Genomic DNA, 3,005 nt, shown 5'->3' on the forward strand with positions numbered 1-3,005 from the left:
ACTGAAAGTTGTCTGGCTTGATTCAAAAAAGGCAGTCGATGATAAAACTGACAAGAACAGAAATCTTACGATTCAGTTGAATAGGGTGAGTGCGTCTAACCCTGAATTAAACCCTGAATTAATAGAACTATCGTGACCCCGTTTTCACCAGGATTTTTCATCAGGATAAGATACAGGAAGAATTAGGAGGCGAAGACGCTGTGCAGAGATACAGCCCTTAGATCTCATTTTCCTGTACTTTATCTATTGAAGAAAGGCGATATATTGTGACGTGACGATGTATTGTGACGTGACAACCATTTGCGTTGCAATCGTGTGAGAACAACGGTTAACTAGCTAACCCATCTTGATTGGGAAATTAGTGAATATCGACAAAACCTATTGCTGAGTGCAGACGTGGCGAATTACCTGAGCGGCACTGCTTCCTGCTGTGGGCTGCGTCAGACTCCCATTGTCGTCATAATTGACTCGCTGAATCGCCTGTCTGTCCTGATTAAAGATCACTAGGCGGCGGGTGCGTTCCACTCCAGAAGTACAGTCTACCGATCGATAAATCATCACGCCATAAACGGGTTGCTCGACTTCAAATGCTAAAAACGCATTGTTGGGCTGCTTGAACTGTCGATATTCCCAATAGCGAACGGTGTTTTGCGATCGCTCGATCGAATCTGGATTAATCAGGAAGCGATCGCCAACCGCATTGGTCGTCACTTCAACCCAGGCTTCGGCTGCTTGAACCCCAGAATACCCCAGCCCTATCCCAACCGGAGTAGCCATCATCGTCATCAGGGTCAGGTGCAATCCCTGCTTGATCCATTGCCTCATCGCGTTACTGCGCTCCTTCTTGCTCAGACTGATCTTGCCCCGTCCGAGTACGATAGCGTTCCACATTTTCAATTGCCTGTTGTGCATAGGTGTCATTCGGACGTTCATCCAGTGCCCGTTGAAAATGCAACAGTGCGGCATCGTAGTTTTTCTCTTCTACGGCAGCATATCCAGCTTGCATATAGCGATCGTAAGGGGGGCTTTGGGGAGGGGCAGGACGTTCTTCAGCTTGGCTCTCAGGTTGATCCGTTGAGTTGGGTTGAGTGGTTGCCGCAGGAGTGCCAGTCTGCTGCTGATAAAAGCTGAGCACTCGTTGCGTATAGGGAGCGGTTTCGGCAGCATTATACCGGGATGAATCACCCGTCATCCACCAGGCTGCGGCGCGACGAACGGCGATCGCCTCACTGTTGCCACTATTGCGATACTCCTGCTGCAAAATATCACGCATCACACAAACCAGAATACTGCGTGCCGTTGCTACATCGGCTTCAAACTCCTGGGGGGAAAGCGTTCTGTCAATGCAGGATTCAGACCATCTGGGAATATTCTGTGCCTGAATCTGCCAGTCGCTATAAAGCCCGTCATTGGCATTACCCGTTTGAGGAGCCGCCAGACGAAGAGCCTCCACCAGCGATCGCACCTGCTGATCAGATTGTGCCTGAGCGGGCAGCATTCCTGCACTAATGCCGATCGCGATTGCCAGCATCGACCCTTCAATCCATCGTTTAACAATTAACCACATCAACTGAAATCGGAAACTTTAAGCAACAACCGTTAATGACTTTACGCGAAAAGTCACAGGATTCCTTTGCCTCTTTTGATAGGTTTTCCCGTTTTCTCACAGCGAATGCAATAGAAATGAGGGAATGAAGTAAATAAAAATTAGAGGGCAATTCCGATTCACACTTTTTCACACTTTATCCTGGCAAAATAAAGACGTTTAAAGTGCTAGAGAACCTGATTCTATTCAGTTTTAATCTCTCTTGCTTGTATCTCTTCTAACTTCTGATGAATCATCCAGGCTAACGCGATCGTTATTCAAATTTTGATTCAAATCTTTGCTCTGCCTTAATCCAGTCTCTTTTGCGGTTCCTCCAGAGTTGCGCGAAGTGCTAATCATCCCTTCTTTTGGGAGCGCGTCTATATACCGCCCGATGAATACCGCCGGATGAGCAGCGTTCTTATCTATATGTAATCACTCTTGGAGCTTGGGTGTGCTGTCGATCGATTTGTTGCGACACAACCGCATCCGTAAACGCTGTGCCCCTTAAATCCATCCTGGGGGGAATGCCAGAGAAATTTCTTCCCTCTTATGGTAGGCTAACACCTTCAACACTTCTGCCAAATGATATAGGTGATGGTTCCCAAAGTACCACATTGGTTCAAAACCTATGCTGTGCCGTTAGCCACAGTTGGACTGGCACTGCTGCTCACGTTTCTACTGCAATCGCTGCTGAAACCCACCATCTTTCCCTTCTTTTATGCAGCCGTAGCCGTTAGTGCCTGGTCAGGTGGTATTGTCGCAGGTTTGATAGCAACTGCACTCTCGACGATCGCCATCAACTACTTTTTTATCGCTCCAGTTTATTCGCTGGCGGTTACTAACCTGGGGAGTATGGTGCAGAATGGGACATTTGTACTGGTTACACTGCTTATCAGTTCCCTGAGTTCAGAACTCCGGACGGCAAAACAGCGGCTTGAAAAAAATTTGAAGAAGACGCGGGAGAGTGAGGAACGGTTTCGGCTCGCTCTAAATAATCCGTCGATCGCCTTATTTCATCAGGATCGGGATCTGCGCTACCAGTGGGTGTATAACCCCCAGGCGTTGAAGCTGTCTGAAGAGATGGTGGGCAAAACCGATGCTGACCTGTTTCCTCCGGCTGAAGCAGAATTACTGTCACGGCATAAACAGCAGGTGATGCAGTCTGGGCGATCGGCTCGGCAAGAGGTGGTTTTAACCCTTTACGGTCGTCAGCATTGGTATGACCTGTTGACAGAACCCCTGCGGGATGGACAGCAAATTGTGGGGGTAAGCTGTGCCGTTTTTAATGTCACTGACCGCAAACAGGCAGAACAGCAAGTACAAGCCCTGCATCAACATACCCAGATCCAGGCAGAGGTTTTGAATGGGATTCTGACCGCTTCGGTGGATCATATCTATGTGTTCGATCGTCTGGGTC

The 3,005-nt window shown here is 48.4% G+C and carries 3 protein-coding genes; 1 reads left to right on the forward strand and 2 read right to left on the reverse strand.

The window, feature by feature from the left end; all coding sequences use genetic code 11:
* Positions 1–378 precede the first annotated feature (378 nt).
* Both H6F80_RS16630 and H6F80_RS29195 read right to left on the reverse strand, forming a co-directional pair.
* Positions 379–825, reverse strand: coding sequence for a surface-adhesin E family protein (locus tag H6F80_RS16630; protein WP_199296631.1), 447 nt, complete (start codon positions 823–825; stop codon positions 379–381).
* Positions 826–829: 4 nt separating this feature from the next.
* The gene (locus H6F80_RS29195; protein ID WP_199296632.1) at positions 830–1,567 is read right to left on the reverse strand and encodes a hypothetical protein; all 738 of its coding nucleotides are present in this window, start codon (positions 1,565–1,567) and stop codon (positions 830–832) included.
* 615 nt (positions 1,568–2,182) lie between these two features.
* Here H6F80_RS29195 and H6F80_RS16640 point away from each other — a divergent pair.
* A partial coding sequence (locus tag H6F80_RS16640; RefSeq protein WP_190792645.1) for a DUF4118 domain-containing protein occupies positions 2,183–3,005 on the forward strand: 823 nt, incomplete at its 3' end.

The organism is Leptolyngbya sp. FACHB-711 (genome assembly GCF_014695615.1).
Lineage (GTDB): Bacteria > Cyanobacteriota > Cyanobacteriia > Elainellales > Elainellaceae > Leptolyngbya_A.